We start from the raw sequence: 24,565 nt of genomic DNA on the forward strand, positions 1-24,565 counted from the left end.
TAAGGGCGATTTCTCCAACTCACACCGTTGCCTTACCTAAGCTCGCAATGGAGTTTGTCGATGCAAACGTACACAGGTGTTGTTTATCCGTTCCAATGTGACGCAATGGGCCACATGAATGTTCAGCATCACATGGCGGCGTTCGATCAGGCGATGTGGCATCTGGTTCGGTCGCTGGGTTATTCCATCGAAGTACGAGTAACCAGAAACGAGGGCTGGGCGGATGTCCGTCACGACGTACATTTTCTGCGGGAGCTCAGGTCAGGGGACCTTTTCTGCGTTGTAAGTAGCGTTGTCGAATGCGGCACCAAGTCTTTGACTACGCGCCATAGGATGCTGGACTCGAACGACAATCTGGCAGCGACGGACGAGATAAAATCCGTCTATTTCGATCTGGCAGAGCGCAAGGCAATTTTGCTGCCAGATCACATCAGAAATGCGGCGTGCGAGGCGTCGGCCAAAAGAATGTTTGACCGAGAACTTACGCCGTTGGCCTGACATCCCTGCGTCGACCAGAGCCCCGTAGTTTTCGCTGTCAGTCAGCCCTCAGCCGGCTTGGCATTCGTTGGAAGGCTATTTGGCGGGCAGCAATACCAGTCACGTGCCTATTTTCTGCTTCAAAGCCGAGTTATCGCGCAAGGTGGTCCTTAGAAATTCTTGGGCGAGCGGTAGTGGACAAATTTGGAGCACTGCAACGCTTCGTTTCGATCTTCTCGGCTCTGCGCAATCTCTTCGTCCCGCCCCGCTCAAAACGCTCCGCTCTCGCTACACATATTCACCGCCTGCAGGCCGTGGCGGAATGGAAAGCCGTGGCCATGGTCAGCTGACATCAGCGGCCGCAGGTCTCAACGCGTATATGCAGACAACGTGACATCGCCGCTTGATGAACGCCTTGACATAGCGAGGTGCGATCAGCTTCGGCTGATGGCCAAGCCGGACCATCTCGCGCGCCCAATAATAGAAGCCGGCGCACGCCTCGAGCACAGCGGCAGGCTTGCTTGGTCGGCAGGGAGCCCTGCGAGGGGCCGACAATGGATTCCGAGGCGGAGTTCGCCATAAGCAGGCGCGGGTCCCGCGCGGCAGACTTGTATTCGGTCGATCTCAGTGGATCTGCAGCATGCGCATCGGTAGGCGAAGCTCCGGGGGCGGCGGGCCCATTCTACGTCCGCGGACCGAGGGCGATGCGTAGCTTCGGTTTGCCGCCACCTCGGAATTCATCATCGGCAGACCCTGCTGCGGGCCAGCCAATTCGGTGTGCGTTTGCTCTCCTCTTCCCACATGCCCCGGTCACGCCGCACGCAAACTGACGCCCTACGGCGCCTCACGCTGGCGGGGTGGATGGCATGGCCTCGATGTCGCGCGCCCACAGCCAACACGCCAGCCAAAAGCCGTCGCCGGCCGCCTCATAGGCGACGGCGCTCCGCTTGATCGTATGCCCGGCCTGGCCGGCTTCATCGCGCCAGGGCTGCAGCAGCTTCAACAGTGATGGTGCGTCGGCATCGATCTTCTTGAAGGGCTGGCGCTCGAGGCCGGGTACGAGCGCGGCAATCAGCCATTTCGCCTTGCTCATTTCGATGACGGCGATGACCGTGTTATCCTGTTCAAAAGCGTAAAGGGACCGGCTCGCGTCAAAAGACTGCGACATCGGGTGCCTCCTTCTAATGGTGGATCCAACAGCGCCGAAGGATGCCATACCCTCGCCGCTCGCCCCATAGCATCTACTCCCAGAGACACGATCCATTCCAAGTTCAACCATCCTGCAAACCGCGTATGCCGATGCTGTCTCTGCGCTCTCCCGTCCGCCCGGACACCATTGCCTGCCCGACAAGCCAAGGGGTTATTGCCTGCTCGCTTACATCGCCATTGCAATGGAAGCCGCGATCGCAAAGAGGCGGGTAGAACGGGCCGCCATCATCGATTGGTCCACCACGGCAACGGCACGGAAGCGATCTTCTATGACCGATCGGATGTGCTGACGATATCTGCATCAGGAAAACGATTACCCCCCGCAATTCCGGAAACGTGGGCGACCGCGGCAGCGGTCACGGTGAAGGCTACAACATCAATCCCGATGGTACCAGGCACCGGACACCTTGGTTATGTTAATGCTTTCGAACGCATCGTGCTCCCCGCACTCCGAGCTTACCAACCCAACGCAATTGTCGTTGCCTGCGGCTTCGATGCATCCCACGTCGATCCGCTCTCGCGTATGCTGGCGTAGTCGACGACTTTCGCCGAAATGACCCGCATGACAATGCAAGCTGCCGACGACCTCTGTGGCGGCCGGTTGTTGCTTGTACATGAAGGCGGCTATTCCGAAGCGCATATACCGTTCTGCGGCCATGCTGTCATCGCCACCCTTGCTCGTTCAGATATTGTTGCGCCTGTTCCCCTGCAGGTCCGGCTTGATTTTCAGCAGCCCAATCCGGAACTCACCGCCCTACCGGCTTAGCGCCATTGACCGAATGGTCGAGGTCTTCGCCAAACAACGATATCGAACGGGAGGCCGTCGACAGAAACAACGCGTCGAACGCCGGGACCGTGATCCCCTCAACTGCGAAAGCGCTCACTCGCTATCGCACGAAGGATTAACTTCGAACAGGGATGCAGAATTGCCGTCTCACGCAACCCGCTTCGCGACGATCGACCTCAAAACTTGCCTCGGCCAGGAAAAACCCATCCATGCTGCTGTCGCAAACTCAAATGTTTTTACATACCGTTGACTTAGTTTCCGCCACGCAATGACGTTCCTCAATCAGCCACCTTTTCGACAAGCAAGAACCGACCGTCTCGCCTCTGTTCAAGCCAACACCGCCCCTGCTGCGAGAGCTTGGCCCCAAGGAAGTTGCCGCATCCATCTGGCATCGGTGGCGTTATCAATATTCGGAATAAAGAATGTCATAATGCGAGTTTTTTGTTTGACAAGAATGGGCGTCCCCGTGAAACTGCGACAGACTTCACTGACGGGTAGCAGCGCTGGTCGATCGGTCTGGAAGTAACCAACAAGATAGGCCAGGCATCATCGCGGCGCCCATTCAAGGAAGATAAAATGTCTTTGGAGGAGAAGACTGACGCGGCGGTGCCCCTGACCGGCCGCAAAGCGCTGCCGGGGATAATTTGGAAAGCGGATCGCGCGAAACGAGTTGGTCCAGTCCAGATGGCACATTTACCGCGCTGAGCATTCCGGGAAGTATCGCACAACACGGTTAGCGCGAGAATGTCGGTAGAGTTAGAACGACGACGAGCGCGTGACCTGCAGATTCCGGGGGAGGCGGATACACTGAGACAGTCCTCATTCACTAGTATATCGCAACGCCAATCAACAAAAGAGAAAAGGGGAATGCAACATGAAAATCTCTAGACGCAACCTCATTAAGGCAGGCATTGCCGCCGGAGCGGCCTTATCGATCCCGTCGGTCGTGCGGGCCCAGACTGCGTCAAACGACGCACGGACAGTGCACATGGGGGGCGGCGGCGGGAGCTTCGCCCTGTCCAGCTTCGATCCGATCTACTCGACGTCGGACGATGTCACCAATTATGGCGCGGCTATTTACGAAACGCTGTTCGCGCTCGACTCTAAGTTCATGCCGCAGCCGCAAATGGTCGGGAAATGGGCCGTTTCCGACGACAAGAAGACCTACACATTCGAGCTGCGAGAGGGCCTTGGCTGGCACGACGGCACACCGGTCACCGCGGCGGACTGTGTCGCCTCAATTCGGCGTTGGGCTGAGGTGAACCCCGCTGGGAAGCTGATCATGGAGCGCGCCAGCGACATCTCCAAGAAGGACGACAAGACTTTCACGATCGCGCTGAATGAGCCCTTGGGAACTCTGATCGATTTCCTGGCGAATATTTCGCCGCCAGTCCCATTCATCATGCGAGAGAAGGACGCCAGTCGCCCGGCGAGCGAGCAGGTCACGACGAAAATCGGATCTGGGCCGTTCAAGTTCAACGAGGCTCTAGCCCGGCCGGGTGCCAGCTACACCTACGACCGCAACGAAAAATACGTGGCGCGCAAGGAGCCGTCCGACGGGTTCGCCGGTGGGAAGATCGTCAAGGTCGATCGCGTCATCTGGGATGTTATCGCCGACCAGCAGACTGCAGTGGCGGCGTTGCAAGCGGGTGAGATTGATTACTGCGGGGTGCCGCCCGATCTTTACCCATTGATCGAGAGCGATCCCAATCTTCAACTAGAAGTTCTGGACAAGGGGGGGCAGGACGTGATCTTGCGCATGAACTTCCTGCAGCCGCCGTTCGACAATGTCAAGGCGCGCCAAGCGATGCTCCACCTGATCGATCAGGAGGCATTGATGCGCGCCGGATGGGGCGACTCAAAACACATCGGCATCGTCACTTCGATATTCGGCCAGGATACGCCCATCTCTAACGACGAGAACATTGGATGGTTCAAAAAGGGTGGCGATCCTGAAAGAGCTAAGCAGCTCTTTCAGGAGGCTGGATATGCAGGCGAGAAAGTCGTCATTCTGCAACCCACAGACTGGGCCGAGGCATCGAATGCCTCTCAGCTTCTGGCAGCCACATTACGGAAGATTGGGCTCAATGTCGAGCTCGCGCCGATGAGCTGGGCTGAACTGTCCACGCGTCGGGCGAACAAGGGACCCGTCGAGAACGGCGGCTGGAACCTCTTCATCACGAGCGATAATGAACATTCGCTCGGCAATCCGCTCACGGATTCCATCCCCGTCGCAAGTGGCGATAAGGCGTGGTATGGTTGGCCGAAGAACGACGAATACGAAGCGCTGCGGATGAAATTCGCAGATGTCGCAACGCTCGACGAGCGCAAGGCGCTCGCCCGCAAGATGCAAGGGATCTGGTGGGACTTCGTCGGTGATCTGAGGTTGGGAAAACACGTTTCGCCGATCGCTCATCGCAAGACGCTCACGGGCCTCATCCACATGCCGCAGATCCTCGCGATGTGGAACCTGCAGAAAGTCTCGGCCTAGTGGGTGCTTACATCCTTCGCAGGTTGATCTCGACCGTCGCCGTCATGGCGATGGTCGGGATTATCGTATTCCTGCTTCTCAGGCTGGCGCCCGGCGACCCGGCGGCCATGATTGCCGGCAGGTCGGCTACGGAGGAGGTGATCGCAGGAATCCGCGAAAAACTGGGCCTGAACGATCCTATGCCGGTTCAGTTCATACGTTGGGTGCGCGACATGCTCGGCGGCGATTTCGGCACCTCGATATTTTCTGGGCTACCGGTTCTCGAGCTCATCTCACAGCGGCTTGAACCGACCCTTTCCCTGTCGATGCTGACGATGATCGTTTCGGTGACGGTCGGGGTCTCTTTCGGCATCCTTGCCGCGTGGCGGACTGGCGGGCTCGTCGACCGCCTCCTTGCGGCCTTTTCGGCATTTGGCTATTCGGTCCCGGTCTTTGTCATCGGCTATTTTCTCATTTACTTCTTCGCCATCAGGACACACTGGCTTCCAGTTCAGGGATATCGGCCCATCCAAGACGGCCTCGGGCCTTGGTTGGTGCACCTGATCCTTCCCACCGTGGCGCTAAGTCTTGGCTTCATTGCATTCATCGCCCGGGTTACGCGGGCGAGCATGCTCGAAGTCCTATCGGAAGACTATATGCGAACGGCCGCCGCCAAGGGCGCTTCGTCTTATGCCATGCTTTTCCACCATGCCTTAAAGAATGCCGGCGTCCCCATCCTGACCGTCATTGGCATAAGCTTCGCCTATCTGATCGGCGGCGTCGTCCTGACGGAAACGGTGTTCAACATACCCGGTATTGGTCGTCTGGTCGTGGATGCGATCAACAATCGCGACTATCCCATCATTCAGAGTGTGCTCATCCTGACTTCAGGTCTATACGTGTTGATCAACCTCACAGTCGATCTTGCTTATACGCTGATCGATCCCCGGATCCGGTACTGATATGACCCTCCTCTCCGCACCAGTTGAAGCCGTGGCGATGAGTCGGCTGCAGCTATCTGATCTTCCTCGTCTCGCAAGGCGGCACCCGCTGGTCATGATCGGCGGCGGTCTCCTGGTGCTCCTGATCATTCTGGCGATTGCCGCCCCCCTTTATGCCGGCAATCCAGTGAACATGGATCCGTTCAACCGCCTCCAGCCGCCTTCCGCCGAAATGTGGTTCGGAAGCGACAATCTGGGCCGGGACGTCTTTGCGCGAACGATCTTCGGCGCCCGCATTTCCCTCATGGTGGGCCTGCTGTCGGCAGCGACTGCGGCCATGGTCGGGCTCCTGATCGGAGTCATCGCAGGTTACAGCCGCGGCTTCGACAACGTCGTCATGCGGGTCATGGACGGCCTGATGTCGATCCCGACGATTCTGCTGGCGATCGCGCTCATTTCGCTGACAGGTCCGGGGATCGGCATCCTTATCGTCGCCATCGCCATCCCTGAGACGCCAGCTGTCGCGCGGCTGGTTCGTTCGGTGGTTCTGGGGGTTCGCGAGCGTCCCTATGTGGAGGCCGCGCTCTGCGGCGGTGCGCGCCTGCCTAAGGTAATGTGGCGGCATATTCTGCCGAGCACCATTCCGGCCCTGATGGTGCAGGGCGCTACTGTCTGCGCCAGCGCAATCCTGACGGAGGCAGGGCTGAGCTTTCTCGGCGTGGGCGTACCGCCCGAGATTCCGAGCTGGGGCAACATGATCGCCAGTTCGCGCCTCTATCTCGCCATCGCCCCATTGACAATCTTCGCCCCCGGTATCTGCCTTGCCGTCACGGTCCTTGCCGTCAACCTGCTTGGGGATGGTTTGCGTGACATGTTCGATCCCCGCGCAAAGCGGAGACGCTGACATGCTGATGCGAGAATCTGCAGAAGATGATGTGCTTCTCGACGTGCGAGACCTTGAGACGCACTTTTACGGCGAGGAAAGCGTCACCCGCGCCTTAGGCGGCATCAGCTTCCAGGTCAAGAAAGGCGAGACACTTGGCGTCGTTGGCGAGTCGGGATGCGGGAAGAGCGTCACCGCTCTCTCCATTCTTCGTCTGCTGCCGAAGCTGACCGCCAGGACTGTCGGTGGCGAGGTCCGCTTTCACGGACGCGATATTCTTGAGCTGTCGGATCGGGAGATGAGAAAGATCCGCGGCGACCAGATCGCTATGATTTTCCAGGAGCCGATGACCAGTCTGAACCCCGTCTATACGGTCGGCCACCAGATCTCAGAGGCGGTTCAGATCCATACCAAGGCCTCGCGGTCCGTTGCGATGGCGAAGGCCGAAGAGATGCTCCGTCTGGTTCGCATCGCGGACCCCGAGCGTCGCGTGAACAGCTATCCCCACGAAATGTCGGGTGGCATGCGCCAGCGCGCCATGATCGCCATGGCTCTCGCCTGCTCACCGGAACTGTTGATCGCTGACGAGCCAACGACTGCGCTCGACGTCACAATCCAGGCGCAGATCCTGCGGCTCATCGTTGATCTGAAGGAGCGCACGGGAACGGCCGTGATGTTCATCACGCATGATCTGGGCGTCGTGGCCGAGACATGCCAACGCGTGATCGTGATGTACGCCGGCCGGATCGTAGAGCAAGCGAACGTCATAGATCTGTTTGCACGTCCCGCGCACCCCTACACCCAGGGGCTCATGCGATCGGTGCCGGATCCGCGGCGTGGCCGCCAGCGCCGCCTTCCAGAAATTCCCGGGATCGTGCCAAACCTGCGCGAGCCCATTGTGGGCTGCAGCTTTGCACCTCGCTGCCCGTTCGGGATCGATATTTGCCGCGAGAAGACACCCATCCTGCGTGATGTCGGGTCGAGCCACGGCGCAGCTTGCTGGCGCGCCGAAGAGGTGATGGGCGAATGAACGGTCCTCTGCTGAAAGTCAAGAATCTGACCAAGCATTATCCGCTTGGCTCGGGAATCTTCAAGAAAAGCATTCCGGTGATCCGGGCGGTGGAGGATGTATCCTTTTCCGTCGAGGCCGGCGAGACCCTCTGCATCGTCGGCGAATCCGGCTGCGGCAAGTCGACTGTCGCGCGCCTCCTGATGCGGCTCGTCGAGCCGACGGGTGGGCGCGTGTTGATCGACGGGACCGACATTGCAGGCCTCAAGAAGGGCGCGCTTCACGCATGGCGCCGTCGAATGCAGATGGTGTTTCAGGATCCTTACTCCTCGCTGAACCCGCGCCTTACCGCCGGGCAGATCATCACCGAACCCGTCGAGAATTTTGAGCGTCTCAGCCGCAAGCAGCGCAACGCGCTTGCTGCGGACCTCCTCCAAAAGGTTGGCATGGCGCCCGAGATGATGCACAGGCTTCCGTCCGAACTGTCGGGCGGCCAGCGGCAACGGCTCGGCATTGCGCGGGCGCTGTCGCTCAAGCCCTCGCTCATCATCGCCGACGAGGCGGTGTCAGCCCTGGATGTCTCCGTGCAGGCCCAGATCTTGAACCTGCTTCTAGATCTCCAGCAGCAGATGGGAATCGCCTTCGTCTTCATCTCGCATGACCTCAGCGTCGTGGAGCATATCGCGCATCGTGTCGCAGTCATGTATTTGGGCCGCATCGTGGAGCTCGCACCCTGCGAAGCCCTGTTCACTAAGCCGGTCCACCCCTACACCGAGGCGCTGATCGCAGCGGCGCCTGTGCCGGATCCGACGCGCCTCCGGCTGGAGGCGCCCGTAGATGGCGAGGTGCCAAGCCCGATCAACCCGCCGAGCGGGTGCGCGTTTCATCCCCGTTGCCCACTCGCGGTCGAGCGTTGTCGAATCGAAGTGCCGCCTTTGATACAAATGACAGACGGCCGCGTCGTGGCTTGTCATGTGCGCGCTCCGGCAATTCGCATCCAGGGACAGCCGGCTGCGGCGACCAACTTGGATATGCCCGCCTCAGCAATTGCCGGGACCTAGAGGTGGAAGGCCAGCTTAGTTCACTTATTTCCGCATAACTGGCCAGCCGGCGTTATCAACTTAACTCGGGTTCAGGGATTTGCGGCATAGACCGATGTCATGGACACGGCAACCGTCAGCTACAAGCGCCATCGTTTCCCGCCGCAGATCATCGCCAATGCAGTCTGGCTCTACTACAGGTTCCCCTTGAGCCTGCGTCTGGTCGAGGAAATGCTGCTGGAGCGCGGGATCGTGGTTTCGTATGAGACAATCCGCCGGTGGGGCATCAAGTTCGGTCCGGATTACGCTCGGCGCTTGCGCCGCAAGCAGCACAGCCGAAACGATGTCTGGCACCTGGACGAGGTCGTCATCACCATCGCCGGCAGGAAACACTGGTTGTGGCGCGCCGTCGACCAGGATGGCTATGTGCTCGACGAGATCGTCCAGAACCGCCGCAACACCAAAGCGGCCAAGCGCTTGCTGACGCGGCCCTGAAGAAGCAGTGTACAATATACGCGAAATATCAATCGCTTCCGTATACTTCATGGCCGACCAGCTAGTGAAGATGCCCAACGGGTTAGTTCGATACAGCGTAGGTCCGCACAGGAAATTTCCCTATAGGCGATTTGCGAGTATTGTGAGCACGACTATGCATCAAGAACCAGAAAGCTTGTCTTGGCCCGCGAGACGCAGGGGCAAATCTGGTCATTGGTCGCCTTTTCTCGAGCAGAGAGAAACATGTCGCGATGATCGGGTTCGCCCTGCAGAACACCGGTCGCGCAGGAACCGCAAACACCCTGACGGCATGAAGAAGGTATTTTGATGCCCTGCTTCTCGAGCACTTCGAGAATACTCAAGTCGGCGGGTATAAAGAAGCTTCCCCCCGAGCGGGCCAAGCGAACCTCGAAGCTCGATTGTGGGCCGACCGATGCCGCCGGATCGGCGGAGAAACGCTCTATATGGACAGCCGCCTCCTGCCAGCTCGCCTGTGCTGTCGCCTTGGCCAAATCCATAAACCCCTCCGGTCCGCATAGATAGAGATGGCCATCGGCGGGCGGGACCGCGAGTAGTTGGACGAAGCGGTCCTTTATAGCGGCCCGCTCCAGCCCAAAATGGAAATGTACCTGACTGGAATAGGGTGCTTTGGACAGTTCGTGGCGAAACGGCGCCTGTTCGGACGACCGGGCAAAGTAATGGAGCTCAAAAATTCTCCCTATCTGGGCGAGGCGGTCGGCCATCGACAAGATCGGTGTGATTCCTATTCCTCCCGCTATGAGAAGGGTATGTGCCGCCGCTTCGTTCAGGGGGAAGTTGTTGCGCGGCTGGCCTATTTCCAGCCGGTCGCCTGCCGACACCGCTTCATGCATGAATCGAGATCCACCGCGAGAGGCCCCCTCAAGCTTTACCGCAATTCGGTAATTGGAAGGATCGTGGGGATCGCGGAATATGGAATACGTCCGCGACAGACCAGGTTTCATGTGAACTTCGACATGAGAACCCGGAGCCCAGGGTGGCAACGTCGACCCCTTCGCCGGACTGAGCACGAACGAGCGTACATTAACTGCCTCCTCGCGTGCGGCAGCGACAAGAACGTTCAGTGTGGTGGGAATGGGGGCGGTTTTTCGAGCGCCGCCGAACGCGCGTGACCAAATACTCATATCTTAATGCTCACTTGCGACTGAGCCGTTTGCGCATTTGCTCGGTGGACTCGGCTGTACCGTCATGGAACGAACCAAACCACTTGTCCCACGGAATGTCCTGTCCGCCGTAATTGCATTCGAAAAAGCGATGATGGAGTTGATGGTAAAAATTTCCCAGCGCCATCTGCTTCTTGTCGTGAGCGAGAAGCTCCTCGAAGCCCGAATGCGAGGCGAGCGGATTCAATACCTGCATTTGCATGTGGAACAGCATCAGAATTGGGTTGGACGGTACCACCAGGTGAATGAGACATGAGGACAGGTAAAGGACATGCTCTATGGGATGCATGGAGAACCCCGACCATGGCCCGGTCGCGATATTGCGGTGATGGAGCGAATGGACAGGCTTATAGAGCGGTCCCCAATGCAGTAAGCGATGGGACCAATAGAAGTGAAATGACAGCCAGAACGGGGTCAGCAGGAAAAGAGCCACACCCAAAATCGGGTGTTGGGAAAAATTCAGCTGTGGTAAGTAGCCATTGCTGAACGCCCAGAAATACAGAACCTCGTAGGCTGTCCAAATCGTAACACCGCTCGCAAGCGACCAGAACATATTGTCCCAGACCTGGTTGCTTAACGTGAACATCTTCTTTTTCTTGGCAAATTCCTGCGCGATGTATTTGCGCCTGTTGCCCTGCAGCTTGTAGGTATGCAGATAAAGATGCAGTCCGCCGGCGATGATCGTGATCAGCGCAAAGTTGCGCAGATAGATCTGGGCGATCCATCCGAACTCGAAAGTAGAGCATCCCTCGAGAGCGGGTTGAAGGTAGTTTGCGCTGAAAATGGCTGTGCCCAGAGTGACAAGCGTCATCGACAGCTCGAACCAGGACTTCGCAAGCGACCTGAATATTGCGATGGGGCGCAGAGGCCATTCGAACACCGACGAATGCGGAAGTGGCAAATTGGGATGCCAATTCCATTCCTCGCTCATTGGAGCGTCGTCGATAGGTGATTTGGAAGGATTACGATCCATAACCGTTGCCTTTCCAGAGTAACTGTCTTCTCGGTTCAACATGTCGTTCCACCCAAAATGCTTTTCCAAAGGACGCCGGGCGCGCTGATGGTTTCGGTGTCTGAAGCAAGGGATGGTCGCACGCAGGCGTAGACCTGTCCAATTTATTCTTACATTATTAAGGCATTTATTCCGAAATTCGAGAAAAGTTACCTGAAAAGCGGACGCGTATTAAAACCACCTATACCCCCAAGATAGGACACGATCATAGAGGCGGGCCAGGATGATCCGGACCGCCTCAAAAATGTCACTGCAGAACGCCATTTTTCCTTGCGGTCCACGTAGCGAGAAAGTCCATGAGAGCGGGCGAAAGGCAGTCATAAGCCTCGAGCCCAACATCCTTGAGTTTTGCGCGGATGGCATCCATCTCCGAGGGATCGACACCACTTTCAATAACGGAAGACACGAATGCGGCAAAGCCGGGCTCCGGCCATTTGCCGGTGTCGAACAGCTCTGGGTGTATGAAGGACAGACCCTTGAACGCATGATCCCGCTCCACCGGACCGTACATATGGGTGCCACATTCCTTGCACGCGTGACGTTGGATCAGGGCAGAAGGATCGACGACAGCGAGCTTGGCGCCGTTTTCGACGACCGAAACGCTTTCGCTCGGCACCACGGCCACGACGGAGAACGAAGCGCCATCTGGTTTCCAGCACTTTGTGCAGCCGCAAGCATGGTTGTGGGCGATCCCGCTCGAGACTTTCACCTTAACAGGTCGATCTGTGCATTTGCAGGCAAGAATGCCGCCTGCATGATTGCTGTCTCCTTTGTGAAGCCCGTTCTGGACCAAAGGATGAAGAAGTCGAACGCTCATGGTTTCCTCCTGGGTTTCCCGCGACATGCGGGTTCTAATCAGCGGTCAATAGATGATCACCGAACGGATCGACTTGCCTTCGTGCATCAGATCGAATGCCGTGTTGATCTCATCAAGCGGCATCTTGTGCGTGATCAGGTCATCGATGTTGATCTTGCCTTCCATGTACCAGTCGACGAGCTTCGGTACATCCGTCCGCCCACGGGCGCCGCCGAAGGCCGTACCTCTCCAGACGCGGCCAGTAACAAGCTGGAACGGACGGGTGGAGATTTCCTTACCGGCTTCCGCCACGCCAATGATGATGGATTCCCCCCACCCACGATGGCAGCATTCGAGTGCCTGGCGCATGACGTTCACGTTACCGGTGGCGTCGAAGGAATAATCGGCACCGCCTTCCGTCAGGTCTTGGATGGCCTGCACCACCTTGTCGTTGCCGACCACATTGGGGTTGATGAAGTCGGTCATGCCAAACTTGCGAGCCAGTTCGGCCTTGGCGGGGTTTAGATCAACGCCGATGATCTTGTCGGCACCGACCATGCGAGCGCCCTGGACGACGTTGAGGCCAATCCCACCGAGACCAAAGACAACAACCCTCGAACAGGGACGAACCTTGGCCGTGTAGATCACCGCGCCGATGCCTGTTGTGACGCCGCAGCCGATGTAGCAGACCTTGTCGAAAGGCGCGTCTTCGCGAACCTTCGCAAGTGCGATTTCCGGCAGGACGGTGAAATTGGAGAAGGTCGAGCATCCCATGTAATGGAATATCTCGCCACTATCGCAGGAAAAGCGTGTTGTTTTATCCGGCATAAGCCCGAGCCCCTGCGTGGCCCGGATGGATGTGCAGAGATTGGAGCGCTGCGAGAGGCAGGTTTTGCACTGGCGGCATTCCGGAGTGTAGAGGGGAATAACGTGATCGCCCGGCCTCAAGCTCGTGACGCCTGGGCCCACTTCGCGTACGATGCCCGCACCCTCATGACCGAGGATCGCCGGGAACTTGCCTTCGGAATCGAGACCGGAAAGGGTGTAGGCATCGGTGTGGCAGACGCCTGTCGCCATGACCTCTACCAGCACTTCGCCGGCCTTCGGTCCGCCTATTTCAATGGTTTCGATGGATAGAGGTTTATTTGCCTCCCACGCGACGGCAGCTCTGCTTTTCATGTTGGCACCTTTTTGAATTACTGGTGAGTTGGGCGGCTGCTTCGCACCGCGCAACAGTCGATCGATCTCTGGCCTGCTGTTAAGATGCCAATCGTGATCGCGTTGGCCGGGTCAAAAGGTGCGGATCGGCGGTTTGCGCGATTAGATCCTCCGAAAGGTCGGGCTGCTCGGCCAGGACTTCGCAAATAGTTTTTCCGGAGGCCAAGACCTCCTTCGCAAGCTCCGCTGCCCGCTCGTAGCCGATCGCTGGCGTCAGTGCTGTTGCAACGGCGGTACTGGCTTCGAGATGTTCGCGGCAAGTCTCTGCATTGGCAGTAATGCCCACGACGCATTTCGTGCGCAGAACGTCGACGGCATTGGTCAGAAGCTCCAGCGAGTGCAGTATGTTGTAGGCGATGACCGGTTCCATCACGTTCAACTGCAGCTGCCCCGCTTCGGAGGCGAGAGTGATTGTGAGATCGTAACCGATGATCTGGAAGGCGACCTGGTTGACCACCTCCGGCACCACTGGATTGACCTTTCCGGGCATGATCGAGGAGCCGGGCTGAAGCGCTGGCAAATTGATTTCGTTCAGGCCGCCGCGAGGGCCGCTGGATAGCAGCCGCAGATCGTTGCAGATCTTGGAGAGCTTCGTGGCCGTCCGCTTCAGCATTCCAGAGAAGAGCACGAAGGCGCCGGTGTCCCAGCAGGCTTCAATCAGATTTCCGGCCGAGACGACGGGCACGCCGGAAATCGCGCGCAACTCCGCGACGGCTGCCGCCTGATAGTCGGGGTTCGTATTGATGCCCGTGCCAATCGCCGTGCCACCGAGGTTGATTTCATGGAAGAAGGCGCCAATCTCGCCGAGACGGTCCACATCTTCCCGCAGCGTCGTCGCGAAGGCCTGGAACTCCTGGCCCAGCGTCATCGGAACAGCGTCCTGCAACTGCGTCCGGCCAAGCTTAATCACGTCCGAAAAGTTTTGCGCCTTGGCCTCCAACACGCCCGCGAGTTGCTCCAAAGCTCGCTGCAGCGCCCCGCGTGAAAGGAGGATCGCAAGTCGGATCGCCGTTGGATAAACATCGTTTGTAGATTGAGCGAAGTTGACGTCGTTGTTGGGATGCAGCTGGTCGTATCGTCCGCGTGGCAGTCCCATGATTTCCAAGCCGCGGTTGGCGATGACCTCGTTGATGTTCATATTGGTTGAGGTGCCGGCGCCGCCCTGAAAAACGTCAAGTGGGAAGTCGCCAAGGTGCCTGCCCGCCACGATTTCCTCGCAGACCTGACAGATGACATCGGCCTTTTGTTTATCGAGTTCGCCGAGCGAGGCGTTGGCGCGCGCCGCTGCCATTTTCACGTAGGCAAGCGCCTTGATGAAGTTCGGAAAATGGCTGATCTTTATCGCCGAAATTGGGAAGTTGGCGATCCCTCGCGCTGTCTGCGGCCCGTAGTACGCGTCAGCGGGGATGCCCACAGGACCAAGCGCGTCTTTCTCAATGCGCTCGATTTGTGGAGCGTTCGTCACGATGATACCTCGCATGATTTGCGAATCGCCCATGGGTGCCTTCCAGAGAAAGCGCATTGTCGCGTGCCTGGCATGACATCACGCGCCCGGACTGGAGCGAGAATGCATTAGGCGGCCTGTGAGGAGCGGCCGGCCGTATTGCCGCGTTCCTTGATGACATCCAGGACGCGATCGATATCGGAGGCGGTGTTGAACATGCCAAGCGAAATGCGAATACCATCGCGTTCGGGCGAGACTCGCACATACTTGGAGGCGAAGTAGTCGATCCATTCATCCGCTGGAAGCGCGACGACGTAGATATGCGGTGCGCGGTTAGAGCGGTCTCGGGGGCCAACAAGCTTGATGTTGAGCGCATCAAGCCCCGCTATGAGCCTGTCGCCCAAATCAAAGCAATGAGCCTCAATCTTCTCGATACCGATGTCGTTGATCAGATCGAGAGCCGCGCCGAGCCCCTGAATTGCCAGCAGGTTGAAGTTGCCGATTTCGAAGCGGCCTGCAGTGCGAGCCAATGCCATGTCGTCAGGGCGGGCGACAAAGTCGGCAGGCGGGTTTTCAAGGCTGCTCGCCGCAAGATAGGCAGGCTCCAATTCCGTGCGGGCGCGATCCCAATAGAGCAGACCCAGGCCTTGGGGAACGAGGAGCCCCTTGTGCGTACCGGAGCCGATGAAGGTGGCGCCGACTTTCTTGGCATCGATTGGCACGACGCCAACCGCCTGCATAATGTCGATGACGAAGTAGAGCTTCTTTTCTTTGCAGAGCGCACCCACGCTTTCGATATCGAAGCGATGACCTGCATGGAAAGCCACATACGATATCGAGATTGCTTTGGTATTAGCGTCGAGGTGTGAGCGGAAGCTGTCGGCGTTGACTATTTCCGTCATGGGAATGAAGCGGACCTCGACGCCCTTTTTCTTCAGGTTCAGGAATGCGCAGGTGTTGTTGGGATGGTCGCCATGGATCATCAGAACATTGTCGCCCGCCTTCAGCGGAAGAGCGTTCGCGGCAATGTTCATCGCTTCGGACGTGTTTTTCGTGAATGCAATTTCTCCGGTGGCCGCGTTCAGCAAAGCTGCGACCTTGGCCCGCGTTTCTTCCATGCGGTCAATCCACACGGATTTCGGACCAGCTGCCTCATAACTTTCCCTCATAAAAGCTTCAAAGGCTTGCTTGACCGGCGTTGACATCGGCGTCTGGAAGCCGGAGTCGAGGTAGGTCATTTTCTCGACGACAGGAAATAGCTTCCTCACCGCTTCAACGTCATAATACTGCGTCATTGATCTCTCCGATTCGGCTAGTCTCGGCTGCTCCGCCGCGGGGTGAGCCACGTTTTTCTCGTCCCGACATTTAGGCGAAGCTATTGGCACGCACCCTCTGCGCCGCAATTTTCCACCTGCGAGCAGCAGTGGCTAAAGCATAGGTAAAACCAGATAGAGGTCCACAAAAATAACTCTTATCGAACTTTTTTATTCCAAAAAATGATAATTGTGCGCTCTCCCTGGAGGGCGAACTCTGGCTCCGCTCTAGCTCGCAGGTTAAACGCCCAGCTCGATAGCCGAGGGTTTCAAGGTCATGTTAGGCATTCCCAAATCCGAGGGTCGCTGCTATAATCAAGTTTCGGGAATTATTTTCTCGAATTTTTTGATCCCCTCACCCAACGCGAGATATTGTGAGATCAACAATCAATTCGGATGGTCCACTGGATCGCGCATTTGCAATTCTTGATTTCGTGGCTACGCAACTAAAAGCAGTTACTGCGGCGGACATTGCCAAGAGTCTCGACCTGCCCTTGCCAACAGCTCACAGATTGATCAGCAATCTGGAGTCCCGCGGACTGCTCCAGCGCGCGGCGGGCACAAAACGATTCGTTGTCGGAAACAACCTAGTCGTGCTTGCGGGCAAGACGATTGGCTCAGCCTTTCGAACGGCACGACGCCACGCAGTCCTTCAGAATGTCGCAGCAGAAATTGGCGAGCAATGCGAAATTGGAATCGTGAGAAACAACGAAGTAGTCTATGTCGACAGCATACGGGTTACAGCTCCCCATGGACTCCAGTTCGATCCTGGGCATAGCGCGCCCATTTACTGTACGTCTACTGGGAAAATTTACATGAGTACGCTTCCCATAAAGCCGCGTGAAAAACTGGTGCGATCCCTCCACATAGAGCAGCATACGGACAGGACGATAACCGATCCTGATGCGCTTCTCGTTGTTCTAGAGGAAACTCGCCGGGAAGGATGGGCTCGGACGAACGAAGAATTCGTTAAAGGTGTAGTTGGATGCGCTGTTCCAATCCTAGCTCCTGGCGGTACTTTGATCGCTTGTCTTGGTGTGTCCGTTCCAGTCGCCCGCGTCAGCTTTGACGAGCTTCAGCGTTTCCGTGAGCCCTTGGTAAGGGCAGCAAAGTTGCTATCTGAGACGATACTGCAGACCAGCGGCGACTTTGCCGAAGAAGGCATTGGCTAAAGCGCACAATCCGGTGAGGGCTGCGCATTGGCTTCCTGACCTTGCAGGCGTATCGTAGACTCGCTCGCGAACCCGTGACAAATTCGCTCAAAACAGGCCCAACTGCGAGGGCTCTGCCGCAAACCTTTCGGTAAGCGGAGCATGTCATGGAACGCTCCTCAGCTATGGAGGAGCACGTGATGTTCAGGGGTCGTCATTTCGACCAGTCGGTGATCCTCCTGTGCGTGCGCTGGTACTTGGCCTCCAAGGCCGAACGCGGCTTGAAGGTCGACCACCCCACCGTGCATCGCTGGGTCGCTCTCCACAGGCGACCGATTCCGACTCCGCATCAAGGGTGCAGGGGAACAATCGCCGCAAAGACCGTTTTTTTGAATGATCACATATTTCTCAATTATCGGAACAAATCGTTCAAAGAGACAAGAATTTTTTGGACAAGTCGGTGTCTGTGTGCCTACTTTTGTGTAGAGCCTTTTGGTGGGATAGGTCCCAGACATGAGAGCGTCCAACCTGGGAAAACCGGTTTAGCCTAGTCGGCATTCGCAAAAAGAACCGCAGTTCGCAAAAAGAACCGCAGTACTGAAGCTCATTCTAACGGCGGTTGGAACGTCTTCATCACGGATAGTTCCGAATATTCGGACAGCAATCCGCTCACGCAAGGCCTCTCGAGCCGCGAATGGCGATAAGGCCTGGTAGGGTTGGCCGAAGAACGACGAATACGAAGCGCTGCGGGCAAAATTGGCAGATGTCGCAACGCTCGATGAGCGCAAGGCGCTTGCCCGCCAGATGCAAGGGATCTGGTGGGACTTCGTCGGCGGCGTGAGGTTGGGAAAATATACCACCCCATAGCGCGACGTAAGGCCCTTACCGGCCTCGTCCAAATGCCGGAGCTCCTCCCGATGTGGAACATGCAGAAGGTCTCGGCCTAATGACCGCCTATATCCTACGCAGAGCAGTTGCGGGGCTGCAGCCTGCGACGCCGCAGGTGCTGTCCAGCATGGAGTCGGCATACCTTCAAGATCATCGTCGCCGTCAACAAGGACGGGGAGGCGCGACTCGAGTGCGGTATTGTCTGCGACGCATTGCAGATCCTGCCGGAGTGGCAAAAGGCGCTCTAATACTAATGAGCGAGCATATTGACTTACGCCACCTCCCAAGGCGTGCCGGCCCGGCAGTGAGCTTAGTCTCCTGCTGGGCCGGCAATTTGCTGAGTGTCTGCGCTCATTATTTGATCCCACCGAGCCTCGAGTGCCAACAATGAGCGAGATGCGACACCTTACTTTCGTTTTCGATACGACTGGCGTGAGCACAGGGCCCGCTGGTCGGTAGTGACGAGGAGGCGGCGCTTGGTCCTTCGGCTGCATGATGTCCGCTGAGGCACCGGATAAAACCTGCTTCCCTGCCGGGAAGTCCGTATAAGTGGATCGAGCGATCTTGCAAATGAAACGTCCGCCAGGGCGGCCCAACCTTTGTCATGAAGGAGGTGCTGTGCTACCTGGCCATGCGAGGCGGCAACAGTGAAGCATGTATTCCTCCAGTAGATGCGCGCATCAAAGTCTCGGTCGACTGCACAGTTCGTCCACATATTAAAAGCGTTGGATTTGTCCAAGGTAATACTTGGAACATTGTGGCACAAAATCCACGTCTAATTATATATAGCTGAGAATCTAAACCTTGAACTTGGACAAATGAGGTCGCGGATAACGTCACGCTATGAAGGATGCATTGCGATGTGCTTCTGTTTCGATCGTGGAAAAAGACGGTCGTCCATCGCTGTTCTTCCCTTTTTTATTGAGAGGCACAAATTGAAACCGCGCGAGGGCTGCTAGGTCGCGAGCACACGAAGACGCGACATAGCCACGTCCTCCAAACTCCATGTCTTCAACGCTCTTTCGGCGGCTTGCTGAGGGAATGCTAATGAGAAAGCCCACATATGTCCGGGTCGAGTGATCGTGGAGATGAAAAGCGCCAGACCGAGCTTTCAAGCTTTGTCATGAGGGAGGTGCAGCGCATCCTTGCCCAGTGCGATGAGGCGAGGCAGGGTGACAACGCTGCTGTTGCGACTTCGGGTTCTCCTTCCAACGATTTGACCGCCGTGGCCGCCGAATTTCTTGGTAGGCTCGAGGCCGAAGCAGCGCGACGGCTAAACGCCCAGGCGTGTGAGATCGCTTCGCGACCGCGGCCAGCCAATTATCCGCTCGGGCATCCGATTTTAGAAGATTGCCCGAGAGAAGGCGCGCGCATTGCAGAGTGGGCCGGTCCAGTTGCGGGGTCGACGCATCTCGAGAGACGTTTTGGGATACCGCGGTCCACGCTGCATTGGTGGCAGCGGCACAATGATGTGGTTGCCTTTCGCAGAGGGTCCCGCAAGCATGTATTTCCCCTGGCTCAGTTCATCGACGGCAGGCCTATGCCCGGAATAAGGCAGGTCCTTTCCTCGATCTCCGATCCCAAATTGGCTTGGCTGTGGCTGACCAGGCCGTCGCCTCTTCTCAAGGGTCGCGTTCCTATCGAATTGCTCAGAGAAGGTGCCAACACAGAAGTCGTTGCATCGGCCGCCCAGGCTATTTCTCTCATCGGAACTATCTGACGATTAACCGGACGATGGCTGGTTGCTAACGTTCTGTTCGGTGAACAAAGCAGATGTGCCAATTGTGCGATTTGTGCAAATGTATAGTTGTCCCATTTGTGCAAGTAAAACCGACATTTTAGTGATAAAAATGCAACTTATACTTCTTCCGCCTCGTCAAAGGCTTGCCATTGAGCGCCCGACCGGGGGGACCCGCAAACGGGATCAGTCGAGGAGTTTCTTTTTCCGGCGGTGATCCGAGCAACCGCAACACTTCTCTGCTCGACAGACGACGCGGGGACGGGCTTGCTTGCCGCGCTTTGCGGCTCCAATCAGATGCAGCTCAATGCATTTGTCTTTTTGCCTCCGTTCCAGATAATCACTGCGTTGCCGAAGGCGCCTCGCGCGTCCAAAGCGCTGGCGTGGTCTCTAGCCGGTGCTGAACGGCACCAGCGACGCGCAAAGCGAACCGCGACGGTGCTGTCCCGCAGCTAATCGATTTTATGCTTTGTGCTCTCCCCGGGTCCGCGGTCAGCATCTTGAAAATGCTGCCCGTTGCAGATGCGGCGAGCGGTCTCGCCGAGAGTGGAACGAAAGGGCTAGGCCCCTTGAATCGTCGTAGTCCTGACAGCACATTTTGCGAGGATTGCCGGGCCGCGCCGCGCCCAGAGTGAGAGTTCATTTGCTTGAAGGACCCGATGAACGCGGAGGACTTCAGCAGCCCAATCTTCGTCAAGCGTGCTGCCTATATCGTGCAAGAGATTGCGAACGTTGCGGACGCCGTCGATTTCCTCAATGACTGGCCCGAGGAGCAAAAGGACCTGACTCACCAGACGGCCCTTCAGGCGTGCTGTAATGCATATGATGGGCGCAAACCTGTAAGCGCCGCACACCACGCTTTTCTCGAATTCGCCATGCGCGCCGCGATTTTGGAAGATCCAATATCGGCCATGCAGTGGATCGCCGCGTGCAAAAAGCTTCTGGCTTAGGGTTCGCGGGGGGAGGGGTGAATCTATCGTGCTCGAGGAATTCGGGCGACCTGACGAGCGATGCGCGAACGGGTTCACAATCGGAACTGGTATGTGTTTCCGGCGCTTTGAGATGGCGCAATAGTGCCGGCTCGCAAAAGCGGCTTGGTCGATTGACACGCGGGCTGCGATAATGCGGCGGGCGACGTAGTGAATGGCTTCAGGCGCTTTGAGGGAGGTCTGCCATGCCGCACCATAGTTTTGCACGTCCAGAACAACTGGAAATGCTCAGCAAGGCGCTCGCGGAGCTCGGCGGCCATTTCCCGCCGGACAGCCCCGAACGTGAGGCCTTGGCCGCAAAGATCATGGCGCTCTTCGAAAGCGGAACCGACACGCTCGAAGAGATCAAGAAGGCTGAACGACCGCGATGCCACTCCATGACCCCCTGGGCTCTTGTCCGATGCCAAGGGTGAAAACGGCTCGGCCCTAGGCGCAGCCCGTTCTCGTTTTTGCCGCGGATCGAGCCGGTTGACCCTGTCAGCCCGCGACCGTTTGACAAGCCGCCCCTCGGCGCGGTAGCACCATCCAAAGCTGAGATCGCGGGGCAGAACGGACCGCGCCCACCGGGTTGCGCGACCCCGAACAGCTTACACCCAATTGGCGCCATTACGCACATCGGCATGGCGATGCGAAATCTCTCCTGTGTCGAGAGCGCGAGAACGAACTTGGTTGTGACGCAGCTGAGCGCCAAAGGCCCGGCTGTCAGCAGGTGAGGGAGGTTGAGAACGTCATGCGCCCTGAAAATTCCCCGCTCTTTGCGGCGACCACTTTGATCCCTCTCAACAACTCGGTCTTTCGTTCGATCTGGACAGCCACGCAGATTTCCAGCCTTGGCTGGCTCATCCAAAGCGTGGCGATCAGCTGGCTTATGGCCACCATTCCAGCCTCCGATCTGATGGTTGCGCTGGTGCAGGCAGCCTCGACGCTGCCCGCCTTCTTCCTGTCGATCCTTGCCGGGGCCATTGCCGACAGTCTCAGCCGCCGCGGAGTGATGCTTGCGGGACACTGCCTGATCGCTCTGGCGTCCACGACGCTGGCTCTCTCTGTCGCGCTGGGCTTCGTCAGTCCGTGGTTGATCCTGGGCTTGAGTTTCCTGGCCGGGTGCGGCTTTGCCTTGAATGATCCGGCCTGGCATGCCTCCGTCGGCGATATCCTGGAAAAGGGCGAGATACCCGCTGCCGTGACGCTGATGTCGATTGGTTACAACGTTGTTCGAAGCATAGGGCCGGCGCTGGGCGGCGTAATCTTGGCTTTGCTGGGACCTTTGGCCGCTTTCGCCTTGGCTGCGCTGAGTGATTTCGTCCCATTGAGCGCTGTCTTGCGCTCCAAATGGCACGTCCGCTCTTCGCCTCTTCCGCGCGAACGGATGATCACTGCCATCCGCGATGGCATGCTTTTCACGGCGATCTCCTCGGAGATCCGGTTCGCGATCGCGCGTGCAACCCTGTTTGGGCTGTCGAGCATCTCGATCCTCGCTCTGCTCCCGCTCCTCGTGCGTGATCAGCTGGCGGGCGGCCCACTCGTTTACGGCGTTCTGCTGGCCGGTTTCGGCACCGGCGCCTTCATCGCCGGACTGGCCAATGGCTACTTGAGACGCATCGCCTCGCAAGAGAAATTGGTCACGCTCGCGTCCATTGCCTGCGCGGCATGTTGCCTTTTGCTGGCCCTCACATCGTCGGTTGCTGTGGCGGCGATCGCGCTTGCCATCGGTGGCGCCGGCTGGGTTGTCACCTGGACCGGAACCGACGTGTGTGTGCAGTTCGCAAGCCCAAGGTGGGTCGTCGGTCGCACTCTGTCGATCTATTATGCCTTGACCTATGGCGGCATGGCGGCCGGCAGCTGGATTTGGGGTGCGGTCGCGCAGAACCATTCGCTGACATGGGCGTTCGAAGGCGCTGCAGTGGCGCTGTTGCTGGTTGCAGCGGCGGGAAAAGTGCTGCCCATCGAACTTTGGGAAGAATCGGACCAGGGGGCCGCCGACTTCATTCCCCCCGAACTGGCACTAACTCTAAGACCAAGGAGCGGTCCAATCGTGGTCAAGGTCGAGTATTTGATCCCCGAAGCGAACATCTCGGCATTTCTGCGCTGCATGCGCGAAAGGCGGCGCGTTCAGAGCCGCGCCGGCGCGCGCAATTGGACGCTGCAGCGAAATCTTCAGAAGCCCACGCTGTGGACCGAGACGTTCCGCACCCCGACATGGACCGATTATCTTCGTCTAAACCATCGGCTGACTGTGGCTGACAGGGAGCTCGACGAGCGCCTCGCCGCCCTGCAGGCCGGTGAGGCTCCTCCTCATCTCGCGCTTTCGATCGAGCGGTCGACAAGCTTGGCGCCCGGCAGCGAGGTCCAGCCCGTGCCTTTTGTGTCGCGTCCCTGAAGGTCGTTGAGAGAGAGCTGCACGGGCACTCTCGCATCTAGAATCCGAATTCGCGAGTGATGCGGACGGCTGCAGACTGGGGAAGATCCAAATGGCTTCGGTTGTCGTTCCGGTGCCGACACGCCTCCTCGCGGCAGCAAAAAAGTCGTCGATACGACGTGCTGTATGCAGGCGGGCTAGACTAGCGGTGCTGGAGGCTGGTGGCGATTTGGCCCACCGCGTGATCGCCTTAGATGGTTCCCGAAAGGACAAGCGGTTCAGCTTCTTTCCTAAGACCTTCGTTTGCACAAATCTGCGGCAGGGCGACCGCACCTGCAGCCCGATGCCAAGCTTAGGGTGGATCTTCACGGCTGGAGCAACTGCTGTTTCGGATTTTCGAGGGTTGCTGAAAAGCTCTACGCCAAAACAGGCGGTTTGTGCATCTTCTGTCGTATTTTCGAAGCGCATGTCCGCGTAAAGTGATTGAGCTCACAACGCTTCAAGGCGGCTCAGACCGTCACGCTCACAACGGCCATTTCCAGAGGGATGATCATCATCATCGACCCGGCGCGCGGGAGGTTCGGCCGGTTGAAAGAGGGGCGATGGCAAATGTCGCGATCAGAAGAGCGTCGGCACGATCAGCGCACGGCAAGTTCACGGATCGTCGGCCAGAAATGGAGGGCCGGCGTCGCACTCGAGGCACCCTCACGAGTTGTTCGCGAGCCCGGAGGCTTTGCCATCTGCTGTCCTCAGGGCGAAGCGCGCAGCAGCAGGTGAGCCTTTGGCCATTCGTGCGCCAGTATGGATTGCCGGCTCGGTTCCTGCTTTGCGGCTTTCGTCTCCCGATAAACCAGCAGGGCCATGACCGCTTCGGCTCTGCCTGGGTCCTATTGGCAGGCGATGATAGAAACCGGTGCGTGGGGAAGGCCGAGTGCATCCCAGTCGCGCGCCTTTTTGGGGCATGATCTCAAACTTTTCACCGAAACGCGCGTCGTCCGGCAATGCCATTTCGACCAGGAGACCAGCAGTTCGGGATGGGCGCCGCCGCAATGATAGCATTCGCGGTTTATTTTCGATCACGAGCTTCCAGTTCGCTTCCTCCACGATCACCGAGTTGGTGCGGCACGGCTCATGCGTCGCGAGGTAT

Annotated in this window: 19 protein-coding genes and 4 pseudogenes; 15 read left to right on the forward strand and 8 right to left on the reverse strand. The window is 57.9% G+C overall.

What is annotated here, in order from left to right; translation table 11 throughout:
* The first annotated feature begins 60 nt into the window (after positions 1-60).
* Complete coding sequence (locus tag EN808_RS31295; protein WP_210235475.1) at positions 61-498, forward strand: acyl-CoA thioesterase; 438 nt, start codon at positions 61-63, stop codon at positions 496-498.
* 170 nt (positions 499-668) lie between these two features.
* Positions 669-827, forward strand: a pseudogene (locus tag EN808_RS37350) (IS6 family transposase); the annotation flags it as partial.
* A gap of 494 nt (positions 828-1,321) precedes the next feature.
* On the opposite strand, the gene EN808_RS31305 reads toward EN808_RS37350, so the two are convergent.
* Positions 1,322-1,693, reverse strand: coding sequence for a hypothetical protein (locus tag EN808_RS31305; protein ID WP_135917884.1), 372 nt, complete (start codon positions 1,691-1,693; stop codon positions 1,322-1,324).
* Positions 1,694-2,239: 546 nt separating this feature from the next.
* Between EN808_RS31305 and EN808_RS36825 the strand changes: the two genes are divergently transcribed.
* The 7 genes and pseudogenes from EN808_RS36825 to EN808_RS31340 all read left to right on the forward strand — a co-directional run.
* Positions 2,240-2,452 carry a hypothetical protein gene (locus EN808_RS36825; RefSeq protein ID WP_210235477.1) on the forward strand — a complete coding sequence of 71 codons (213 nt, stop codon included), beginning with the start codon at positions 2,240-2,242 and terminating at the stop codon, positions 2,450-2,452.
* Positions 2,453-3,347: 895 nt separating this feature from the next.
* Positions 3,348-4,964 (forward strand): ABC transporter substrate-binding protein, encoded by a 1,617-nt coding sequence (locus tag EN808_RS31315; RefSeq protein WP_135917885.1) that lies wholly within the window; start codon positions 3,348-3,350, stop codon positions 4,962-4,964.
* Entirely contained in the window at positions 4,964-5,905 is a 942-nt protein-coding gene (locus EN808_RS31320; RefSeq protein ID WP_135917886.1) for an ABC transporter permease, read from the forward strand. Before EN808_RS31315 ends, EN808_RS31320 begins: the two co-directional genes overlap by 1 nt.
* Before the next feature lies 1 nt (position 5,906).
* Positions 5,907-6,788: an ABC transporter permease gene (locus EN808_RS31325; protein WP_135917887.1), complete on the forward strand. Its 882-nt coding sequence runs from the start codon at positions 5,907-5,909 to the stop codon at positions 6,786-6,788.
* Between the two features lies 1 nt (position 6,789).
* On the forward strand, positions 6,790-7,797 hold the full coding sequence (locus EN808_RS31330) for an ABC transporter ATP-binding protein (protein WP_135917888.1): 1,008 nt from the start codon (positions 6,790-6,792) through the stop codon (positions 7,795-7,797).
* Positions 7,794-8,837, forward strand: a complete 1,044-nt coding sequence (locus EN808_RS31335; protein WP_135917889.1) for a dipeptide ABC transporter ATP-binding protein — start codon at positions 7,794-7,796, stop codon at positions 8,835-8,837. Before EN808_RS31330 ends, EN808_RS31335 begins: the two co-directional genes overlap by 4 nt.
* Positions 8,838-8,936: 99 nt before the next feature.
* Positions 8,937-9,299 (forward strand): annotated as a pseudogene (locus tag EN808_RS31340) (IS6 family transposase); the annotation flags it as partial.
* A 164-nt stretch (positions 9,300-9,463) separates the two neighbouring features.
* Here EN808_RS31340 and EN808_RS37720 read toward each other — a convergent pair.
* From EN808_RS37720 to EN808_RS31370, 6 genes are all read right to left on the reverse strand, one after another.
* Positions 9,464-10,183: a PDR/VanB family oxidoreductase gene (locus EN808_RS37720; RefSeq protein ID WP_210235478.1), complete on the reverse strand. Its 720-nt coding sequence runs from the start codon at positions 10,181-10,183 to the stop codon at positions 9,464-9,466.
* 301 nt (positions 10,184-10,484) lie between these two features.
* On the reverse strand, positions 10,485-11,444 hold the full coding sequence (locus tag EN808_RS31350) for a sterol desaturase family protein (protein ID WP_210235479.1): 960 nt from the start codon (positions 11,442-11,444) through the stop codon (positions 10,485-10,487).
* Between the two features lie 328 nt (positions 11,445-11,772).
* Positions 11,773-12,342, reverse strand: coding sequence for an S-(hydroxymethyl)glutathione synthase (gfa, locus tag EN808_RS31355; RefSeq protein WP_135917891.1), 570 nt, complete (start codon positions 12,340-12,342; stop codon positions 11,773-11,775).
* A gap of 45 nt (positions 12,343-12,387) precedes the next feature.
* Positions 12,388-13,500 (reverse strand): S-(hydroxymethyl)glutathione dehydrogenase/class III alcohol dehydrogenase, encoded by a 1,113-nt coding sequence (locus tag EN808_RS31360; RefSeq protein WP_135917892.1) that lies wholly within the window; start codon positions 13,498-13,500, stop codon positions 12,388-12,390.
* Positions 13,501-13,579: 79 nt separating this feature from the next.
* On the reverse strand, positions 13,580-15,037 hold the full coding sequence (locus EN808_RS31365; RefSeq protein ID WP_245525170.1) for an aspartate ammonia-lyase: 1,458 nt from the start codon (positions 15,035-15,037) through the stop codon (positions 13,580-13,582).
* A 74-nt stretch (positions 15,038-15,111) separates the two neighbouring features.
* Positions 15,112-16,278, reverse strand: a complete 1,167-nt coding sequence (locus EN808_RS31370) for an aminotransferase class V-fold PLP-dependent enzyme (RefSeq protein WP_135917893.1) — start codon at positions 16,276-16,278, stop codon at positions 15,112-15,114.
* 392 nt (positions 16,279-16,670) lie between these two features.
* Between EN808_RS31370 and EN808_RS31375 the strand changes: the two genes are divergently transcribed.
* The 6 genes and pseudogenes from EN808_RS31375 (at position 16,671) to EN808_RS31400 (ending at position 23,439) form a co-directional block, all read left to right on the forward strand.
* Positions 16,671-17,468 (forward strand): IclR family transcriptional regulator, encoded by a 798-nt coding sequence (locus EN808_RS31375; RefSeq protein WP_135917894.1) that lies wholly within the window; start codon positions 16,671-16,673, stop codon positions 17,466-17,468.
* Between the two features lie 179 nt (positions 17,469-17,647).
* Positions 17,648-17,764: pseudogene (locus EN808_RS31380) on the forward strand (IS6 family transposase); the annotation flags it as partial.
* 1,634 nt (positions 17,765-19,398) lie between these two features.
* Positions 19,399-20,055 (forward strand): antitoxin Xre/MbcA/ParS toxin-binding domain-containing protein, encoded by a 657-nt coding sequence (locus EN808_RS31385; RefSeq protein ID WP_135917895.1) that lies wholly within the window; start codon positions 19,399-19,401, stop codon positions 20,053-20,055.
* Between the two features lie 677 nt (positions 20,056-20,732).
* On the forward strand, positions 20,733-21,023 hold the full coding sequence (locus tag EN808_RS31390; protein WP_135917896.1) for a DUF982 domain-containing protein: 291 nt from the start codon (positions 20,733-20,735) through the stop codon (positions 21,021-21,023).
* A 224-nt stretch (positions 21,024-21,247) separates the two neighbouring features.
* Positions 21,248-21,475, forward strand: a complete 228-nt coding sequence (locus EN808_RS31395) for a hypothetical protein (RefSeq protein WP_135917897.1) — start codon at positions 21,248-21,250, stop codon at positions 21,473-21,475.
* Between the two features lie 317 nt (positions 21,476-21,792).
* Positions 21,793-23,439 carry an MFS transporter gene (locus tag EN808_RS31400; protein WP_135917898.1) on the forward strand — a complete coding sequence of 549 codons (1,647 nt, stop codon included), beginning with the start codon at positions 21,793-21,795 and terminating at the stop codon, positions 23,437-23,439.
* A gap of 1,004 nt (positions 23,440-24,443) precedes the next feature.
* On the opposite strand, the pseudogene EN808_RS37860 reads toward EN808_RS31400, so the two are convergent.
* Positions 24,444-24,531: pseudogene (locus EN808_RS37860) on the reverse strand (SRPBCC family protein); the annotation flags it as partial.
* Between the last annotated feature and the right edge of the window lie 34 nt (positions 24,532-24,565).

This window comes from Mesorhizobium sp. M8A.F.Ca.ET.165.01.1.1 (genome assembly GCF_004792065.1).
Taxonomy (GTDB): Bacteria; Pseudomonadota; Alphaproteobacteria; order Rhizobiales; family Rhizobiaceae; genus Mesorhizobium.